At 64.3% G+C, this 18,701-nt stretch carries 12 protein-coding genes; 10 read left to right on the forward strand and 2 right to left on the reverse strand.

Annotated features, from left to right (window positions below; all coding sequences use genetic code 11):
* The first annotated feature begins 13 nt into the window (after window positions 1-13).
* From ispF to rlmB, 4 genes are all read left to right on the forward strand, one after another.
* A complete protein-coding gene (ispF, locus tag PV760_RS12950; protein ID WP_035733708.1) occupies window positions 14-553 on the forward strand; it encodes a 2-C-methyl-D-erythritol 2,4-cyclodiphosphate synthase in 540 nt (179 codons plus the stop codon).
* Window positions 546-902, forward strand: a complete 357-nt coding sequence (locus PV760_RS12955; protein ID WP_055973300.1) for a hypothetical protein — start codon at window positions 546-548, stop codon at window positions 900-902. Before ispF ends, PV760_RS12955 begins: the two co-directional genes overlap by 8 nt.
* A 35-nt stretch (window positions 903-937) precedes the next feature.
* The gene (cysS, locus tag PV760_RS12960) at window positions 938-2,404 is read left to right on the forward strand and encodes a cysteine--tRNA ligase (protein WP_039239789.1); all 1,467 of its coding nucleotides are present in this window, start codon (window positions 938-940) and stop codon (window positions 2,402-2,404) included.
* A gap of 80 nt (window positions 2,405-2,484) precedes the next feature.
* Complete coding sequence (gene rlmB / locus PV760_RS12965) at window positions 2,485-3,474, forward strand: 23S rRNA (guanosine(2251)-2'-O)-methyltransferase RlmB (protein WP_018777891.1); 990 nt, start codon at window positions 2,485-2,487, stop codon at window positions 3,472-3,474.
* A gap of 469 nt (window positions 3,475-3,943) precedes the next feature.
* Here rlmB and PV760_RS12970 read toward each other — a convergent pair whose 3' ends face one another.
* Entirely contained in the window at window positions 3,944-4,753 is an 810-nt protein-coding gene (locus PV760_RS12970; protein WP_018777890.1) for a carbon-nitrogen hydrolase family protein, read from the reverse strand.
* 120 nt (window positions 4,754-4,873) lie between these two features.
* Between PV760_RS12970 and glgX the strand changes: the two genes are divergently transcribed.
* Genes glgX through PV760_RS12985 form a run of 3 tightly spaced genes read left to right on the forward strand, consistent with a single transcriptional unit; the run spans window position 4,874 to window position 7,884 of the window.
* The gene (gene glgX, locus PV760_RS12975) at window positions 4,874-6,988 is read left to right on the forward strand and encodes a glycogen debranching protein GlgX (RefSeq protein ID WP_039239791.1); all 2,115 of its coding nucleotides are present in this window, start codon (window positions 4,874-4,876) and stop codon (window positions 6,986-6,988) included.
* 26 nt (window positions 6,989-7,014) lie between these two features.
* The gene (locus tag PV760_RS12980) at window positions 7,015-7,518 is read left to right on the forward strand and encodes a guanyl-specific ribonuclease (RefSeq protein WP_354627909.1); all 504 of its coding nucleotides are present in this window, start codon (window positions 7,015-7,017) and stop codon (window positions 7,516-7,518) included.
* Window positions 7,519-7,524: 6 nt separating this feature from the next.
* The gene (locus tag PV760_RS12985) at window positions 7,525-7,884 is read left to right on the forward strand and encodes a barstar family protein (RefSeq protein WP_354627910.1); all 360 of its coding nucleotides are present in this window, start codon (window positions 7,525-7,527) and stop codon (window positions 7,882-7,884) included.
* A 127-nt stretch (window positions 7,885-8,011) separates the two neighbouring features.
* On the opposite strand, the gene glgP is transcribed toward PV760_RS12985, so the two are convergent.
* Window positions 8,012-10,636, reverse strand: coding sequence for an alpha-glucan family phosphorylase (gene glgP / locus PV760_RS12990; RefSeq protein ID WP_354627911.1), 2,625 nt, complete (start codon window positions 10,634-10,636; stop codon window positions 8,012-8,014).
* Window positions 10,637-10,761: 125 nt separating this feature from the next.
* Between glgP and PV760_RS12995 the strand changes: the two genes are divergently transcribed.
* The 3 genes from PV760_RS12995 to PV760_RS13005 are packed head-to-tail and all read left to right on the forward strand — an operon-like array spanning window position 10,762 to window position 18,297.
* Window positions 10,762-12,846 carry an alpha-1,4-glucan--maltose-1-phosphate maltosyltransferase gene (locus tag PV760_RS12995; protein WP_354627918.1) on the forward strand — a complete coding sequence of 695 codons (2,085 nt, stop codon included), beginning with the start codon at window positions 10,762-10,764 and terminating at the stop codon, window positions 12,844-12,846.
* Entirely contained in the window at window positions 12,846-14,642 is a 1,797-nt protein-coding gene (gene treS, locus PV760_RS13000; protein WP_018777880.1) for a maltose alpha-D-glucosyltransferase, read from the forward strand. Before PV760_RS12995 ends, treS begins: the two co-directional genes overlap by 1 nt.
* A gap of 1 nt (window position 14,643) precedes the next feature.
* The gene (locus tag PV760_RS13005; RefSeq protein WP_354627912.1) at window positions 14,644-18,297 is read left to right on the forward strand and encodes a 1,4-alpha-glucan branching enzyme; all 3,654 of its coding nucleotides are present in this window, start codon (window positions 14,644-14,646) and stop codon (window positions 18,295-18,297) included.
* Window positions 18,298-18,701: the final 404 nt, after the last annotated feature.

The raw sequence follows: 18,701 nt of genomic DNA on the forward strand, positions 1-18,701 counted from the left end.
GGCCCCGGAAAACATGATCCTGCCACGCACCGGCATCGGGATGGACGTCCACGCCTTCGCGCCAGAAGACGACCCCCAGCCGCTCTGGTTGGGTGGCCTCTTCTGGGAAGGCGAACAGGGACTCTCCGGCCATTCCGACGGCGATTGCGTCGCCCATGCAGCCGCTGATGCGCTATTCTCCGCCAGCGGCATCGGGGATCTTGGCACGCACTTCGGTACGGACCGTCCCGAGTACGCCGGCGCATCTGGCGTCAAACTCCTCGGAGAGGCAGCGCGGCTTGTCCGTGCTGCCGGCTTCGAGATCGGCAACGTAGCTGTGCAGTTCGTGGCCAACCGCCCCAAGTTTGCTCCGCGTCGGGAAGAATCCCAGCGGGTCCTCTCCGAAGCCGCCAACGCTCCCGTGACCGTCACGGCCACCACCAGCGACGGATTGGGCTTCACCGGACGTGGAGAGGGCATCTCTGCCGTCGCCACAGCCTTGGTCTACCCGATGCCCGGCCATGAGGTACCCGCCGCAGTGCCTGGGCCCGCGAAAGGGGCGCCGCATGCGTAAGCCAGGTGCCGGCGTCGTGCGTTCCGCTGTCCTGCTGCCGGCGGCCCTGGCGGCCGCGCTCCTGCTGGGCGGTTGTGCCGGGACGCCGAAGATGGACGTGAAAGCCAGCTGCGATTTCCTCAACAACGACGCCTTCAAACCGGACGGCAACCAGCAGCAGCAATCCAAGCAGATCGCTGAGCATTACCACCAGATCGCGGACAAGCTGGCTCCGGAGATCGGCGACCCCATCAAGGAGATGGCCGCGATCATGGATAAGGCTGCAGCGTCGTCGCTGGGCGCGGCCACCCAGGAGCAGCAGGAAAAACTCAAGGTGCAGTTCAATAAGATCGGCGAATACTGCAAGTAGGCAGGTCACGCCGCGTCATCGGCTAATCTGGAGCGGTGACCCTGCGCTTTTATGACACCGCTTCCGCCGAAGTCCGCGACTTCGTTCCCCTCGAAGACGGCAAGGCCAGCGTGTACTACTGCGGGGCCACCGTCCAGGGAATGCCCCACGTGGGCCACGTGCGGTCCGCGATCGCCTTCGACCAGCTGACCCGTTGGCTCGAATTCCGTGGCCTCCGTGTCACCGTGGTGCGCAACGTCACCGACATCGACGACAAGATCCTGGCCAAGTCCGCCCAGTCGTTCGGCCCGGACTGGGACGCCGAACCCTCCGCACGGCAGAACGAAGAATGGTGGGCCCTGGCCTACCGCTACGAGCAGGAATTCGAGAACGCCTACGAATCCCTCGGCGTCCAAAGCCCCACCTACGAGCCGCGGGCCACCGGACACATCCCGGAAATGCACGCGCTCATCCAGCGCCTCATCGACCGGGGCCACGCCTACCCCGCGCCGGACGACTCGGGCGATGTCTACTTCGACGTGCGCTCGTGGAGCAAGTACGGCTCCCTGACGCGGCAGAACATCGACGACATGCAGGGCGCCCCCGACGTCGAAGCCCAGTTCGTCAGCAGGAAGCGCGATCCCCGCGACTTCGCACTGTGGAAGGGCTACAAGGAAGGCGAACCGGAGTCCGCGAGCTGGGCGTCGCCGTGGGGTGCGGGCCGTCCGGGCTGGCACCTTGAATGCTCCGCGATGGTCACCAAGTACCTTGGTGCGCGCTTCGACATCCACGGCGGGGGATTGGACCTGCGCTTCCCGCACCACGAGAACGAGATGGCCCAGTCGCAGGCCGCCGGCGACGAATTCGCCAACTTCTGGATGCACAACGGCATGGTCACGTACGAGGGCGAAAAGATGTCCAAGTCCATCGGCAACACCGTGAGCCCGGCAGAGATGCTCGACCTCGCCTCACCCCGGGTCGTCCGCTACTACCTCGGCCAGGCACACTACCGCTCGGTGCTCGATTACCGGCCCACGTCGCTGCAGGAGGCCGCGGCCGCCGTCGAACGTATTGACGGATTCATCTCGAAAGCGTCCGCCAAAGTTCCCGGCAGGTCAGGTGCGGACGTGGCACCGCAGGCCAACATGCCCGCCGCGTTCACTGCTGCCATGGATGACGACCTCAACGTCCCGCAAGCCCTCGGCGTGCTGCACGAAACCGTCCGCGCGGGCAACACAGCCCTCGCGAGCGGTGACCTGGACGGCGCCAAGGCGGCCCTCTACAGCGTGCTGTCCATGACCGAGGTGCTGGGGCTGGACGCCGTGAAGCAACCCGAAGCCGTGCAGGGCCGTGAGCATGCGGCGCTGAAGGTCCTCGTGGACGCACAGCTCCAGGCCCGCGCTGCCGCAAGGGCCAACAAGGACTGGGCGGCCTCCGACGCGATCCGCGACACACTCGCCGCCGCCGGCGTCGTCGTCGAAGATGGTGCGGACGGGGCCACCTGGAGCCTCAAACGCGACTGACAAACGGGCGCTGCGGCCGAATTGCATCGGGTCAGTAGACTTGATTCCAGACTTACTCACAAAATCAAGGATGGAATCTCATGGCCAACAATGGTCGCCGGTCGGTCAAGAACAAGAAGGGCCCCTCCACCGGAACCGGTGGCCATGGCCGCAAGGCCCTGGAAGGCAAGGGTCCCACGCCCAAGGCGGAGGACCGCACCTACCACAAGGCGTACAAGAACAAGCAGCTCGCTGAGCGCTCGGCCGCCAAGCGCGGACCGGCACGTCCGGGCGGCGCCGGCGCCCGCTCCGGCCCCAAGGGCCGCGCCACCGAGGAACTGGTCACCGGCCGTAACTCCGTGGTCGAAGCCCTGCGTGCCGGCATCCCTGCCAAGGCACTGCACGTAGCCATCCGGATTGAAATGGATGACCGCGTCAAGGAGTCCCTCAAGCTCGCGGCCGAGCGCGGCATCCCGCTGCTGGAAACCGGCAAGCCCGAGCTGGACCGCATGACCGAGGACGCCGTCCACCAAGGACTCGTGCTGCAGATCCCGCCGTACGAATACGAGGACGCCTACGACCTCGCCGAGCAGACCCTCGCCAAGTGGAAGAAGGGGCACATTTCCAATGCGCCGATCTTCGTGGCTTTGGACGGCATTACCGATCCCCGCAACCTCGGCGCCATCATCCGCTCCGTCTCCGCGTTCAGCGGGCACGGCGTGATCGTACCCGAGCGTCGTTCCGTGGGCGTCACCGCGTCCGCATGGAAGACCAGCGCTGGTGCCGCTGTCCGCGTACCGGTGGCCCGCGCGTCGAACCTCAACAACGCGCTCAAGCAGTTCAAGAACATGGGCATCTACGTCCTTGGACTGGACGGCGACGGCGACGTCTCGCTTCCCGACCTCACGGTCGCCACCGAACCGGTCTGCATCGTGGTTGGTTCCGAAGGCAAGGGCCTCAGCAGGCTCGTGCGCGAAAACTGCGACCAGATCGTCTCCATCCCGATCGACTCCGCCATGGAGTCTCTCAACGCATCCATGGCCGTCGGCATCTCGCTGTACGAAGTGTCGAGGCAACGCTCCGCCCAGTAAGCAGTGCCCAAGGCGGTGGTCGCAGACGCGACCGCCGCCTTTCGCATGCCCGATGCTTCCTCACGTTCCGCGTGCTTGAGCCTGATGCTTGCTCACGTTCCGCTTGTTTGGGCCGGTCGCTTGCTCACGTTCTCACCCTTTAGGCCGCTCTGGAATCACGACGGCGACAGCGGCCTCGGTTTGTCCACCCGCCTGAGCGCCAATCGCGCGGACGTAGACCGCCTGGCGTCCTGCCTTTTAGCAGTTCGATTCCTGACCGCGAATAGACCAAGGGCAGCATTGGCCCCACAGCCAAAAGTTGAGGGAGGGTTGGCGGGAAGCCTTAGGGATGTGAGGGAGCGTCGGCGGGAAGCCTTAGGGATGTGAGGGAGGGTTGGCGGGAAGCCTTAGGGATGTGAGGGAGCGTCGGCGGGAAGCCTTAGGGATGTGAGGGAGGGGTGGCGGGAAGCCTTAGGGATGTGAGCGAGGGTCAGAAGTCGCGGCGGTTGGCCAGGACGGGGAGCTTCTGCCGGGCGTCGTCCACTACTGAGGCGTCGAGGTCGGCGAAGATCAGGCCCGGCTCACCTTCGAGGGCTTCCAGAACCTGGCCGAAGGGGGACACGACGGCGGAGTACCCGACTCCCGTGGGGGCCGCACCCTTGGCTTCAATTCCCTGAGTGGCTGGATCACCCTGGCCGCAGGCGAGGACAAACGTCGTGGTGTCCACTGCGCGGGCCCGTGCCAGGAGCTGCCACTGATCGGCCTTCCCCGGACCAGCTCCCCAGGACGCCGAAACGATGTTCACCACGGCACCGCGCTGGGCGTTGGCAGTGAACAGGGCGGGGAAACGGATGTCGTAGCAGGTGGCTAAACCAAAGGTGAGGCCGCCGGCGTCGAACGTCACGGGTTCTGTACCGGCCTCAACGGTGTCCGATTCAGCGAAGCCGAACGCATCGAAAAGGTGGATCTTGTCGTAGCTGGCGTCGACGCCGGGCCCGGTGGCGAGAAGGGTGTTGCGCACACGCGGCGCCCCGGACTCCGCAGCAGCGCCGGGCGTGAACATGCCCGCCACGATGACCAGCTGCAGCTCCTCGGCGATGGCACGAACACGGCCTGCCCAGGGACCGTCCAGCGGTTCCGCGATGTCCAACAGTGAATTGCCGAACGCGCGCATCATCGCCTCGGGGAAGACCACCAGGCCGGCCCCACCATCCTTGGCACGCCGCGCGTACTCCTCCAGGAGACGCAGGTTTTCGGCCAGGTCGCGGCCTGAGATGACTTGGGCGAGTGCCACGCGCACGATAGAACCTCCACTTCTCTGCCTCCCAGTATGCCAAGGAACACAAAATCGCTGCCTCGAACGTCGTCATATGGGCTGCGGGCACTGCACATACCGGGCGTGGAACTAAACTTGCCTTCAATGGTTATGCCTATCTTTGACACAGCAGCTGCCGTCGACGCGTCGCGGCCACGACCCCTCGGACTGAGCACGCCCCAGCCCGGTCTTACGGATGCGGAGAGAACGCAAAACCAGGAAGTAAACGTCGCAGTCTTCGCGCCGGACCTGGAACGGGTGGAGATCGTGTTCCAAGCGCCGGGCGAACCGTGGCGCGCCCGGATACTTCCCAACATCGAAGACGACGTGCATTTCGGGCTGGTGGGCGGCTTCCCTCCGGGCACGCGCTATGGTTTCCGCGCGGCGCCCTTGGAAGACGTGCTGCCCATGTCGGTTCCGGCGCTGGACCCGGATGACGACGGCGGACAGAGGCTCCTGCTCGATCCCTACGGTCGCGCCGTGGATCAGCATGGCGAGTTCCTGACGAGTGTCCACGTGGACACCGGCTTTGACTGGGGTGAGGACAAACCGCCCCGGACCCCCATGCGGACTTCGGTCATTTATGAGGCCCACGTCCGCGGCCAGACGATGCTTCACCCGGAAATTCCCGAGCACCTCCGCGGCACGTATGCCGGGATGGCGCACCCTGTGATGATCCAGCACCTCACCGAGCTGGGCATTACCGCCGTGCAGCTGCTGCCCATCCATTTCCACTTGGATGAATCGCACCTCCAGGACCTCGGCATGACCAATTACTGGGGTTACAACACCGCGGCCTTTTTCGCCCCGCATTCGGACTACGCCACGGAAGCTGCCCGCAACGCAGGTCCCCACGCTGTGCAGGACGAACTCAAGGGCATGGTCAAGCTCCTGCACGCGGCCGGGATCGAAGTCATCCTGGACGTGGTCTATAACCACACTGCCGAGGCCGGTCCTGACGGGCCGGCGCTGAGCTTCCGGGGACTCGGGGAGAAACGCTACTACCGTCATGACGCGCATGGCCGTTACCTGGACACCACTGGCTGCGGCAACACCTTGGATTTCAGCGACCCCGTAGTGGTGGACCTCGCGCTGGACTCGTTGCGTTACTGGGTCAACGAGTTCCACGTGGACGGATTCCGCTTCGACCTCGCCGTGACCTTGTGCCGTGACGCCGGAAACACCTTCGATCCCCAGCACCCCTTCCTGCAGGCCATCGCCGAGGATCCGGTGTTGTCGGCAGTCAAACTCATCTCCGAGCCCTGGGACGTGGGCTACGGCGGCTGGCAGACGGGCCGGTTCCCGCAGGGATGGTCGGACTGGAATGACCATTTCCGGGATGGCGTCCGCAGCTTCTGGCTTTCGGACCGCGCGGCCATCGAAGCCGGTGGCCAAGGAGGGTCGGTGGCGTCGTTGGCTGAGCTGATGGCCGGTTCCGCGAACCTCTTTGCGTCCTCTGGCCGCACCCGGCTGGCGTCGGTGAACTTCATCACGGCCCACGACGGCTTCACCCTCAAAGACCTTGTCAGTTACGACCGCAAGCACAATGAGGCCAACGGCGAGCAGAACCGTGATGGTCACGGCGACAACCGCAGCTACAACCACGGTGTGGAAGGCCGCAGCGAGAACGAGGCCATTGTGGCGGCGCGGGCGTTGTCCATCCGGAATTTGATGGCCACGCTGCTGATTTCAATCGGCGTGCCCATGATCACTGCCGGCGACGAACTCGGCCGCACCCAGCAGGGCAACAACAATGCCTACTGCCAGGACAACCCGACGGCATGGCTTGACTGGAGCCGCACACAGGAAGCCAACGCCATGTTCCGGACCACCCGGGAGCTTGTCAGGCTCCGCCGCTGGTTCCTTCGGCACCAGCCCGAGAGCTTTCCGGGCCAGGCCAACAATTCAAGCCTTCAGTGGTTTGATGACAAGGGCAAGCGGATGACACCGGCACGGTGGAACGATCCGGGCGTTCGTGCGGTCCAGCTGTTGATGGGTCACGAGGACAGCGAAATCCGTGGCCTGATCGTGGTGAACGGCAGCAACCAGGACGTGAAGATGGTGCTTCCGGAGATCCTGAGTGAAACAGGGATCGGCAAGCGCATGTTCGAACTCCGGTTCACCACGTCGGTGCTGCACGACCGCCGGAAGGGCGCGTTGGTTGCCTCCGGGGAGCGGGATATCCTGCAAGCCAATACGATCAACATTTACCGCACGTAGGCACCAACCACACAGGAGAACTCCGCATGAACCGCAGCCGCAGCAAACTCGTGGCATTCGCGGGTTTGGTGATCGCCGTCGTCGTGCTGGTGGTCGCGATGGTGGGCGGAGGCGCGCTGACGGCGCCCTCTTCCACACCAGGGGGCGGCGTCCAAACCACGACGCCGTCCGCAGGCTTGGTGCCGACCTCACCCGCCGCCGTGCCAAGCCGGACGACGGCGGCGGCAGCTGTGGAGAACCCGTCGGGCCTGCCGTCGATCAATGCCTCCCAACTGCCGAAGGAAGCCCGCCAAACCCTGGCCCTCATCGCCAAAGGCGGCCCGTATCCCTATGACCGGGACGGCGTGAACTTCGGCAATTTCGAGGGCCTGCTGCCCAAGAAGTCCGGCGGCTTTTACAAGGAGTACACCGTGCCCACCCCGGGAGAGTCGGATCGCGGCGCACGGCGGATCATTGTTGGCAAGGACGCTGCGAAGTACTACACGCCGGATCATTACGAGTCGTTCAAGTTCATCGTCGAGGACAAGTAGGAGCCCATGAAGATCTATTCCGCAGACACCTGGACCCTGGAAGAACTGCAGGAGCAGGTATCCGACGCAGGCCGCAGGACAGTACTGGTCCCACCGGCAACCACCAAGCAGACAGTCCTTGAGGTCTTCGGCCAGGTCCTGGATTTCCCCGAGTACTACGGCGTGAACCTGGATGCCCTGAACGATTCCCTCCACGACTACGCGGACGCCCTCTCCGAGGACGAGGGCAGCCCCGTCACGATGATCTGGCAGGTCCCCGCGGCATACCGCACGGATCGCTCCTTCGGTGTCGTCTGCGAGATCCTGCAAGACGCAGAGCGCTACGCCGGCCGCGACCTGGCAGTCATTGCGGTGTTCGAAAACTAACCCGCGAACCCGCCCGGGTCCTGCGGGCCCCACTGGGCAACAGCGGTCCGGCAGCGCTCGTCAAAGCGACGAAGGAGCAGCGCGCAGCGGATCAGTGTTGCCCAGCGGGTCAGCCACGTTATTGCGCTTAGGCGTTCGCGATCAACCCAAGTTCAGCTTTGGACGCCAGCGCGGAGTGCTTCGGGAACACGCGGACGGTGTAGCCGAACGAGCCCGAACGGTTGATGACCAGCGAGCCGTTGAAGAGGTGCCGCCCGTTGCCGAGGTCCTCTACGGAGTCCAGTTCCGCCACTACGATGTCTTCGAGTTCGTCGGATTCCTCGGCGCGGCCGAAGGCCACTTCCACGGAGACGTCGTCCGGAGTGAGGTTGTTCAGGGCGACGTAGGCGTTGACCTGGAGGCTGTCGCCGACCTGGGGTTCCTCGGACACACCGACGGAGTCCACGTGTTCCACTACGACCTCGGGCCATGCGCTGCGCACCTTGGACGTCCAGGCTGCGAGCTCCTTGGCTTCCTTGAATGATTCCGCAACCGCCCGGCGTCCGGAGACGGCGGCGGGGCAGTAGAGGTTGTTGACGTAGTCGTGCAGCATCCGCTCGGCGGAGACGGCCGGGCCGAGGTTGGCGAGGGTGTGCTTGATCATGGACACCCAGTGGGTCGGCACGGTTTCCTGGCTGGACTCGGACGGGCCTGCTGCTCCGGCGCCCTGGGCGACGGTGGTGCCGTAGAAGCGTGGTGCCACTTGGGTTTCCAGTAGCTCGTACAGTGCCGAGGCCTCGATGTCGTCGCGTTCGTCGGCGGATGCGCCGTTGTTGGCCGTCGGGATGGCCCAGCCGTTTTCGCCGTCGTACATTTCATCCCACCAGCCGTCCAGGACGGAGAGGTTGAGGGAGCCGTTGATGGCGGCCTTCATGCCGGACGTGCCGCAGGCTTCGAGCGGGCGCAGCGGGTTGTTGAGCCAGACGTCGCAGCCGGGGAACAGGGTGCGTGCCATGGCGATGTCGTAGTTCGGCAGGAACACGATCCGGTGCCGGACCTCGGGGTCGTCGGTGAAGCGGACCAGGTCCTGGATCATCTTCTTGCCGGCGTCGTCGGCAGGGTGTGACTTGCCGGCGATGACCAGCTGGATGGGATGCTTCGGATCCAGCAGCAGGGCCTTCAACCGGGCGGGGTCGCGCAGCATGAGGGTGAGCCTCTTGTACGTGGGTACCCGGCGTGCGAAGCCGATGGTGAGTACGTCCGGATCCAGGACGGAGTCCGTCCAACCGAGCTCGGCATCGGCGGCGCCGCGCTTTTTCCACGAAGCCCGGAGCCGGCGTCGGACGTCCTCGATGAGCTGTGCCCGCAGTTCGCGCCGGAGGCTCCAGACGTCTTCGTCGCTGACGTTGTAGGCCAGGTCCCAGCGTCCCATCGCCTCAGCTTCGGCGCCGAACTGGTGCCGGGCCAGGGAGGAGATCCGCGGGTCCACCCAGGTGGGGACGTGGACGCCGTTGGTTACGGAGGTGATGGGAATTTCGGAATGGTCGAATCCCGGCCACAGTCCGGAGAACATTTCGCGGGAGACCACGCCGTGGAGCTTTGCCACACCGTTGGCGCGCTGCGCCAGGCGCAGGCCCATCACGGCCATGTTGAACACGGAAGGGTTGCCGCCGTCGTAGTTTTCGCGGCCGAGTTCCAGGATGCGTTCGGTGGGGACGGCAGGTGCCAGTCCGGCGTCGAAGAAGTGCTTGATCTGGAGGGACTCAAAACGGTCGATCCCGGCCGGCACCGGCGTGTGCGTCGTGAAAACGGTGGACGCACGGCCGGCAGCAAGGGCCTCGTCCCAGATGAGGGGCTCGTTGGGGTCGGACATGGCTTCCTGGATGCGTTCGATCCCCAGGAAACCGGCGTGTCCCTCGTTGGTGTGGAAGACCTCGGGCGCGGGCGTGCCGGTGAGTGCCTGGTAGACGCGCAGGGCCTTGACCCCGCCCATGCCCAACAGGAGTTCCTGCTGCAGGCGGTGGTCGCCGCCGCCGCCGTAGAGGCGGTCGGTGATGCCGCGGGCGGCTTCATCGTTCGACGGGACGTTGGAGTCCAGCAGCAGCAGCGGAACGCGTCCGACGTCGGCACGCCACACGTGCGCGTGCAGCTCGCGGCCGTTCGGCAGCGGGAGGGAGATCTGCACCGGCTTGCCTTGGGCGCCGTCCTTGGCCGGGTGGCGGAGCAGGGTCAGGGGGAGACCATCGGGGTCCAGCACGGGGTAGGTTTCCTGCTGCCATGCATCGCGGGACAGTGACTGCTTGAAGTAGCCGGCCTGGTAGAGGAGCCCGACGCCGATCAGCGGCACACCGAGGTCGGAGGCGGCTTTGAGGTGGTCGCCGGCGAGGATGCCGAGGCCGCCGGAGTACTGGGGGAGAACTTCGGTGATGCCGAATTCGGGGGAGAAGTAGGCGATGCAAGCCGGCGCATCTTCGCCGAGGCCCTGGTACCAGCGCGGCTCGCTGAGGTAGCGGTCCAGGTCGGCTGCGGCGTGCTGTACGCGGTCCACTACCTCGCCGTTGTTTGCCAGGTCCTGTAGCTGCTCGCGGCTGATTGATCCCAGGAGAGCGATGGGGTCGTGCTGCGAGGCCTCCCAAAGAGCCGGGTTAAGGCTCGCGAAAAGTTCCCTTGTTGGCCGGTGCCAGGACCAGCGCAAATTGGTCGCCAATCGGGCCAGCGGCCGGATGGGCTCGGGGAGGACGGTACGGACTGTAAACCTTCGAATAGCCTTCACGAGCGCCACACTAACGGACTCCCATGGCAGTCGGAACTGCATTGGGTTTCTTTTAGGTAAAAGTCATCTTGCGTCAAGGAGAAACCTCGTTTGCTTAGCATTCTGTGATTTTTGTCGCTAACGTCGTGGTTGTGACGAAAACTGCGCGAACCACCACCGTTCTGAATTCCAAGACGACCTCGGACATCACCGCCGGCCTTCGCTTCGGGCGGTTCCCCATCACTGCCGTGCAGCCGGTGGTTGAGGGTGGCCGTTTCCCCGCGAAAGCGTTGCCTGGCGAGGATCTGGTGGTCGGAGCCACCGTCTTCCGAGAGGGGCATGACCAGCTGGGCGTCTCCGCCGTGCTTCTCGATCCCCGGGGCAGGGAGCGCCAGCGCGTGCGACTGCACCCGGCCCAAGGCGAGCAGTGGAAGGGCCTGGACCGCTGGGAGGGCCTGATCACCCCCAGCGGCACCGGCGCCTGGTCCTTCGTCATTGAGGCATGGCATGACCGCTACGGCACCTGGCACCACAATGCCGAGGTGAAGGTCGCCGCGGGCATTGACGTTGAGTTGATGCTCGCCGAAGGCGCAGCCCTCCTCGCGGGAGCAGCCGACGACGCCGGTCGCACCGGCGCTGAAAAGCGCACCCTGCGTGCCGCTTCCGTCGTGCTTTCCGATACCACCAAGACAGCCGAGGAGCGCCTTGGCGCCGGCTTCAGCCCTGAGGTGCTGGCCGCCGTCGGGCGTCTTCCCATCCGCGAGCTGGTGACCGTTTCGGAGCGCTTTCCGCTTCAAGTGGAGCGCGACCTGGCGGGGCGTGGTTCCTGGTACGAGTTCTTCCCGCGTTCTGAAGGCGCCGTCCTGGACCACTCCACCGGGGTGTGGACGTCCGGCAACTTCCGCACGGCGGCCAAGAGGCTCGACGCCGTCGCGGACATGGGCTTCGACGTCATCTACCTGCCGCCCATCCACCCGATCGGTGTCCAGCACCGCAAGGGCCGTAACAACACCTTGACTCCGGAGCCGCAGGATCCCGGTTCGCCATGGGCGATTGGTTCCAAGGACGGCGGACACGACGCGATCCACCCGGAGCTCGGAACCTTCGAGGACTTTGACGCTTTCGTGGCCCGGGCCAATGAGCTTGGCCTGGAAGTGGCCCTGGATTTGGCGTTGCAGGCAGCTCCGGACCACCCCTGGGTCACGTCAAACCCGGAATGGTTCACCACCCGCGTGGACGGCTCGATCGCCTACGCCGAGAACCCGCCAAAGAAGTACCAGGACATCTACCCCCTGAACTTCGACAACGACCCCGCGGGTCTCTCCAAGGAGATCCTGCGCATCGTGCAGTTGTGGATCAGTCACGGGGTCAAGATTTTCCGTGTGGACAACCCGCACACCAAGCCGGTGTGGTTCTGGGAATGGCTGATCGGCAAGATCAATAAGAAGAACCCCGAAGTCGTGTTCCTTGCGGAGGCCTTCACACGCCCGCCCATGATGCATGCCTTGGGCAGGGCCGGATTCCAGCAGTCCTACACGTACTTCACCTGGCGGAACACCAAGACCGAGCTGGAGGAGTACTTCCACGAAGTCAGCCACGTGAGCCCGGCATACTTCCGTCCGAACTTCTTCGTCAACACCCCGGACATCCTTACCGAGTACCTGCAGTACGGCGGACCCGCGGCCTTCCGCATCCGGGCCGTCCTTGCAGCGACGGCCAGCCCGCTGTGGGGCGTCTACGCCGGCTACGAGCTGTACGAACACGTGGCCCGTCCCGGCGCGGAAGAGTACATCGACAACGAGAAGTACGAGTACAAAGCCCGGGACTGGGACGGTGCCGCCGAATCCGGCCGGACGCTGGCCCCGTACATCACACGCCTCAACACCATCCGCAAGGACCACTTGGCGCTGGGTGACCTGCAGAACCTGACCATCCACCGCAGCACCGATGACGCCACGATCGTCTACTCCAAGCACAAGACGTTGGCTGACGGTACCAAGGACACCTTGATCATGGTGGTCAACGTGGATCCGCACAGTGCCCGCGAAAGCACCGTTTCACTGGATCTGGCGGCCTTGGACCTTGACCCGGCCGATCTCAACGAAGACGGGCTCTTCCGTGTTGACGACCTCATCAGCGGCCAGAGCTGGTGGTGGGGCGAGCATAACTATGTCCGCCTCGATGCCCACGTTGAACCGGCACACGTCCTGAGCATCCGGAGGCAGCCTTAGTGAGTTTTTCTCCGCAGAATCCCAGCCAGTACTTCACCCCGAAGAACACCTTCGAGTTGAACGCCCCCGGCCTCCAGCATGATCCGCTCTGGTACCGGAAGGCAGTCTTCTACGAGGTACTGGTGCGGGCTTTTGCGGATGCCAACGGGGATGGTTCCGGCGACTTCCAAGGCCTGATCGACAAACTGGACTACCTCCAGTGGCTGGGCGTTGACTGCCTCTGGCTGCCGCCGTTCTTCCATTCCCCGTTGCGCGATGGCGGCTACGACATCGCGGACTACACCTCGGTGCTGGACGAATTCGGTACCATCAGCGACTTCAAACGGCTGGTGGCCGAGGCTCACGCCCGTGGCGTCCGGGTGATCATCGACCTTCCGCTGAACCACACGTCGGACCAGCACCCCTGGTTCCAGGAGTCCCGCAAGGATCCCACCGGTCCCTACGGTGATTTCTATGTCTGGAGCGACACGGACGAGAAGTACCAGGACGCCCGCATCATCTTTGTTGACACGGAGGAATCGAACTGGACCTTCGATCCCATCCGTCGGCAGTTCTTTTGGCACCGGTTCTTCAGCCACCAGCCGGACCTGAACTTCGAAAACCCAAAGGTCATCGAGGCTCTCTACGACGTCATCAGGTTCTGGCTGGACCAGGGCATCGACGGCTTCCGGGCTGACGCCATTCCGTACCTCTTCGAAGAGGAGGGCACTAATTGCGAGAACCTGCCGGCGACCCACACCTTCCTGCAGGACCTGCGCCGGATGGTGGATGCGAACTATCCGGGCAGGGTGATCATTGCGGAGGCCAACCAGCCTCCGCACGAAGTGGTGGAGTATTTCGGGACAGAAGAAGCGCCCGAATGCCACATGGCTTTCCACTTCCCGATCATGCCCAGGCTGTATTACGCACTCCGTGACCAGAAAGCCGCGCCGATCATTGACACGCTGCGCGATACGCCGGAAATCCCGCGGGGTGCGCAGTGGGGTACTTTCCTGCGGAACCACGACGAGCTGACTCTGGAGATGGTGCCTGCGGAGGAGCGTGCGGCCATGCTTGGCTGGTACGCGCCGGATCCACGCATGCGGGCCAACATCGGTATCCGCCGCCGTCTGGCACCGCTCCTGGACAACTCCCGCTCCGAGATCGAGCTCATCAATGCGCTGCTGCTGTCCCTGCCCGGCAGCCCGTTCCTGTACTACGGGGACGAAATCGGCATGGGCGACAACATCTGGCTTGATGACCGCGATGCCGTCCGCACCCCCATGCAGTGGAACCCGGACCGCAACGCCGGGTTCTCCTCGGCGGACCCGGGCAAGCTGTATCTTCCGGTAATCCAGTCGCTGGTCTACAACTACAGCATGGCCAACGTCGAGGCCGAAGCCGCACACTCAGGCTCCCTGCTCCGGTGGACCCGGCAGATCCTTAGTGTCCGGAAGAACCACCCGGTATTCGGCTTGGGCGGTTTCCGGCACATCGAGGCCGACCACGAGGTGGTGTTGGCCTACGTACGTGAGCTTCCTGCAGGAAACCCGGAAGGGGAAGACGCGGAAACCATTCTCTGTGTCTTCAACCTCTCGCAGCACCCGGTCGCGGCAACGTTGGATATTCCCGAGTTCGCAGGCCGCGGCTTGCGCGATATTTTTGGCGGCCAGCCTTTCCCGGCCGTCGGTGACAACGGTCACCTGACCGTGATGCTGGGCAGCCACAGCTTCTACTGGCTGCGGGTACGCTCGGCATTTTCGAATCCCTCGTCGCCTTTTACCCAGGCGATTCCAGTGGTGACCTCCAAAGGATGAGATGAACAAGGAAAACTTGAACCCCTCCATTGAAGGACTTCTGAGGACCTGGCTTCCCGGCAAACGCTGGTTCCCGGTCAAGAGCCCCGACTTCGCGTTGGAGCAGGTGGGCGGCTTCAGACTTCAGGGCAGCGGCGACGCTGTGTTGGAGGTCCTGGTGCTGGCCGTCACCCACCGGACGGCCGACGGCGGTCCCCGGACCGATGTGGTCCAGGTGCCGTTGAGCTTCCACAGCCAACCGCTTGTGGATGCGCCTTCGGCGCTTTTGGGCGAGTACACGGATCCGGAACTGGGCCTTCGTTTGGTGTACGACGCCGTCTACGACTCCGAATTCGTCACGGCGTGGCTGCAGCTCATGCGCAGCGAAGGGAATGTTGGTTCAGCCCGCGGCCACCTCACCCGTGGCCGCGTCCCGCTCCCGGAAAACCCGGTGTCCGTGCGGGTCCTTTCCGGCGAACAGTCCAACACGTCCGTCATAATCGACGACGGCGACTCGGCGGCGATCGTCAAGATCTTCCGGGTGCTTTCGCCCGGCCGGAATCCCGAGGTTGAGCTGGGTGCGGCGCTGACCGCTGCAGGGACCAGCGAGGTTCCCGCGACGCTGGGCTGGATCACGGGCTCGTGGAATGAACCGGCGTCGAAAGACGGTGCAGTGGCCACAGGTGAGCTGACAGTCGCGCACGAATTCCTGCTCGGCGGCCTGGACGCCTGGCGTCTGGCTGTTGATGCCGCCGCGGCCGGCAACGACTTCACCGCTGAAGCGCGGGGACTCGGCAACGCCACCGCCACGGTTCACGCCAGGCTGGCGGAAACCTTCGGCACCTATGACGGCCAGGAACAGGGCCCGGACATCATCGCCGCTGTTGCCCGGCGGGTCCGGCAGTCGTGGGCTGAGGCGGCGTCCGCCGTCGGGCCCTATGACGCAAACCTTGAAGAACTGCTGGCGGCCCTGGAGCCCCGGGCCGTGGGACAGCTGCAGCGCGTCCACGGTGATCTCCACCTGGGCCAGATCCTGCGGGTTGCCGGTAACGGGGCGCAACCGGGCCGCTGGGCGATCCTGGACTTTGAAGGCGAGCCGCTGCGGACGATCGACGAGCGGAACACCCCTGATCTTCCGCTCCGCGATGTCACCGGCATGTTGCGCTCGTTCGACTACGCCGCCGGTGCCGCGACCAGGGAGAATCCTGACGCGCAGGTCCCGGAGACCTGGGTGGATGACTGTGCTGCCGCCTTCCTTGAGGGGTACAGCGAAGTCACCCCGGGAACCATTGACCTCCAGTCGCCGCTCTTTGTGGCATTGTGGCTGGACAAGGCCTTATACGAGGTGGTGTACGAGCTGCGTAACCGGCCCGACTGGTTGTCGATACCGGTGAACGCATCCCGACGGATCCTCGACAACACAAGCCGCGGCAAGCATGCGGCAGCAACAGCGGAAGGTAATGACATGACTGGCTCAGCACGTACCGAACGGCCCCGAGTTCCCTTGCACGTGGACTCCGAGACCTTGGAACGCGTGGCGGCCGGCGCTTACCACGCGCCGCATTCGGTCCTTGGCGCCCACCTCGATGACCACGGCCACGTGACCATCAGGACAGTGAAGCACCTGGCCAAGTCCGTCACCGTGGTGACGGAGACCGGCCGCACCCCCATGGAACACGAGTCGCACGGAGTATGGACTGCGGTCCTGGAACCGCTGCAGGCCGGGCATGTGCCGGACTACCGTTTGGAAGTGGTGTACGACGTCGAACCCGTCACCATCGATGACCCCTACCACTACCTGCCCACTGTGGGTGAGGTTGACCTGCACCTGATCGGCGAAGGCCGCCACGAACGGCTCTGGGATGTCCTGGGTGCGCACGTCCAGCACTACCGGTCCGCCTTGAGCGACGTGGATGGTGTTTCCTTCGCTGTGTGGGCGCCGAATGCTCAGGCTGTCCGCGTGAAGGGTGACTTCAACGGTTGGGACGGACGCTCGCACGGAATGCGCTCGCTGGGGTCCTCGGGCGTCTGGGAGCTCTTCATTCCAGGTGTTGCAGCAGGGGCGTGCTACAAATACGAGATCCTGACCAAGGCGGGTCAGTGGATCGAGAAAGCCGACCCGCTGGCCTTCGGGACCGAGGTCCCTCCGCTCACGGCATCGCGGGTAGTGGACGCCAGCCACCGCTTCAAGGACGCGGACTGGATGGCTGCCCGGGCCAAGCGGGATCCGCACAACTCGCCCATGAGCGTCTACGAAGTCCACCTGGGCTCCTGGCGGTTGGGTCTGGGGTACAAGGAACTTGCCAAGGAACTCGTCGAGTACGTGAAGTGGCTTGGCTTCACCCACGTTGAATTCATGCCCGTCGCCGAGCACCCGTTCGGCGGCTCATGGGGTTACCAAGTGACGTCATACTTTGCCCCGACCTCACGCTTCGGGCACCCGGATGAGTTCCGGTTCCTGGTGGACTCGCTCCATCAGGCCGGTATCGGCGTCCTTCTGGACTGGGTCCCTGCCCACTTCCCCAAGGACTCCTGGGCCCTGGCCCAGTTCGACGGCCAGCCGTTGTACGAGCACTCCGATCCGGCGCTGGGCGAACACCCGGACTGGGGCACGCTGATTTTCGACTTTGGCCGCAGCGAGGTCCGGAACTTCCTGGTGGCCAACGCGCTGTATTGGCTCGAGGAGTTCCACATTGACGGCTTGCGCGTGGACGCCGTGGCCTCCATGATCTACCTCGACTACTCCCGCGAGGAGGGTCAGTGGCGCCCGAACAAGTTCGGCGGCAGGGAGAACCTGGAAGCCATCTCCTTCATGCAGGAAGTCAACGCGACGGTCTACAAGTCACACCCCGGCGCTATCGTCATTGCCGAGGAGTCCACCGCATTCCCCGGCGTTACGGCACCCACCAACCACGGCGGTCTGGGCTTTGGCCTGAAGTGGAACATGGGCTGGATGCACGACTCCCTGAAGTACGTCTCCGAAGACCCCATCAACCGCAAGTGGCACCACGGCACCATCACCTTCTCGCTGGTTTATGCGTTCACGGAGAACTTCCTCCTGCCCATCAGCCATGACGAAGTGGTCCATGGGAAGGGCTCCATGCTGCGCAAGATGCCGGGCGACCGCTGGCAGCAACTGGCCAACCTTCGTGCCTTCTTCGCATACCAGTGGTCGCACCCCGGCAAGCAGCTCATCTTCATGGGTACTGAGTTCGGCCAGGAAGCGGAGTGGTCCGAGCAGTACGGACTGGACTGGTTCCTCTCGGACATTCCGGCCCACCGCGGCCTGCAGCTCCTGGTCAAGGACCTCAACGAGGTGTACGCCGCCACGCCTGCTCTCTACGAGAAGGACAACGAGGCCGGCGGGTTCCAGTGGATCAACGGTGGCGACGCGGACCATAACGTCCTCACCTTCATCCGCTGGGGTAACAACGGCAAGCCGTTGGTCTGCGCGGTGAACTTCTCCGGCGGTCCGCACCAGGAATACATCCTGGGTGTTCCGCTGGCGGGGGAGTGGACCGAAGTCCTGAACACCGATGCCGAAGCATATGGCGGGTCAGGTGTGGTGAACGCCGGTTCGCTGAAGGCCACTGCCCCCGGCACGGACGGGCAGCCGGCGGCGCTGTCCGTCACGCTGCCGCCGCTCGGAGCATCCTGGTTCACGCCGGCTGAGTAACGCTCCTCCAGTTCCCGCGTGATTGGGCCTGACGCCCGCTCACATAACCGGTGTTTCCAGGCAACGCTCCCTCACTGCGGCGGGGGAGCGTTGCCTGCTTTCGTGGGCCCAGGGAGTCCATCGGATCGGGGCTTTGCCAACCCGGCAGAGTGTGTGTATAGTTAATACCCGCGCTGCTCCACGAGTTGAGATCGCAAGCTGACAAGAAACCGCAAGGAAAAATCAAGTCAAGCTTGCCGATTTGACTCGGAGGGAAGCAGCCGGTAAGTTTGGAAAGTTGCTCCGGAGCGATCCTGGACCCTGTGGGGTGTGGGTGGTGCCGGTTGTGTCTGTTGTTTGAGAACTCAATAGTGTGCCAAGTTTGTTGATACCGATTGTTTTATTGATTGGTTGAATTTTGCCAG

Source organism: Paenarthrobacter sp. CC6 (genome assembly GCF_040560085.1).
GTDB classification, from domain to species: Bacteria; Actinomycetota; Actinomycetes; order Actinomycetales; family Micrococcaceae; genus Arthrobacter; species Arthrobacter nicotinovorans.